Consider the following 1,172-nt stretch of genomic DNA (forward strand, 5'->3'; position numbering starts at 1 on the left):
CGTCGCGCTCGCGCAGATAGACATGGAGCTGCTGGGTGAACATATTAAGCGCAGTCTTGGAGATCGCATACGGGTAATCGCCAGGATAGGCATGGGTGATGCTGCCCGCCTCCGAGGAGATGTTGGCGATTACCGCGCCCGGCTCGGTGAGGAGCGGCAGGAAATGCTTGACGACGCGCATCGGTCCGTACAGGTTGACCTCCATCGTCCGCTCCATATCGGCGAAGTCCAGCTCCTCGATCTGCGTATTGCGAGCGAGCAGCACCGCTGCATTATTAACGATCGCTCCCAGCGTCCGACCAGCCGCGCCAAGCTGCTCGGCCAGCCTGGAGACGCTCGCCTCGTCAGTTACATCGAGATGGAGCACCTCGAGCTGCCCGGCGTACTCAGCGGCCAACGCCGTCAGCCGGTCGTGCCCTGCCTCGGGATAACGCACGCCCGCGACGACCCGATGTCCGCGCGCCAGCGCTGCCGCTGTCAGCTCCAGGCCCAGCCCCCGATTAGCTCCGGTGATTAACAGATTCATCTGCTCGTCCTCCTCTTCGATTTACTATTTGTCGTTTTCCAGCAGCTCCACGAGCACCTTGAGCTGTGGGATCGTGTCCATGTACGCATAACGGCCGCCCGTATACTCGCCCTTCTGCTGCAGCGGGAAGCCCTTGCCCTCGAGCAGCATGATCTTCTCCTGCATCCCCTCGATGACGAAGGCGATATGATGCGGCCCCTCGCCATGCTTATCGAGGTAGTCGCGCCAGGTGCTCGGATGCTCGTCCGGCTCGATCAGCTCCAGCTGTAGCGAACCCATGTTGAAGAACGCCAGCTTGGCCCGCGCAGCGCATGGCTGTCCATTGTACTCCGCTTGTGTCTTGTCGAGCGTGTCCGTCAGGATCGGCTGAGGCTTCTCCACGTCGAAGAAATCCGCGTACGCCTGACTCACCTTATCGATATCATGGACGAGAATCCCGATTTGCGTAATCACATTGTTCCCCAACAATCCTGACATAGTGGGTAACATCCTCCTTGGCTTACCATGATAGTTGCTACCCCCATCTTACTCAACCTTTGAAATCGCTGTCAAATATACTTTGTCCTCCAGGTGTCACAAATCATCAGCCTCCGTTGTCTATCTTAGTGAACGACATTACTTGGGCATGTCTGCAAACCCGATCAGG

The 1,172-nt window shown here is 58.1% G+C and carries 2 protein-coding genes; both read right to left on the bottom strand.

Annotated elements, in window-relative coordinates; translation table 11 throughout:
• Positions 1-526, bottom strand: a 526-nt coding sequence (locus tag PA598K_RS32400; RefSeq protein WP_128660904.1) for an SDR family NAD(P)-dependent oxidoreductase, incomplete at its 3' end; no start/stop codon positions are given.
• Positions 527-550: 24 nt separating this feature from the next.
• On the bottom strand, positions 551-1,003 hold the full coding sequence (locus PA598K_RS32405) for a VOC family protein (RefSeq protein WP_128660888.1): 453 nt from the start codon (positions 1,001-1,003) through the stop codon (positions 551-553).
• Positions 1,004-1,172 lie beyond the last annotated feature (169 nt).

Origin of the sequence: Paenibacillus sp. 598K, from assembly GCF_003851045.1 — a bacterium.
Taxonomy (GTDB): domain Bacteria; phylum Bacillota; class Bacilli; order Paenibacillales; family Paenibacillaceae; genus Paenibacillus_D.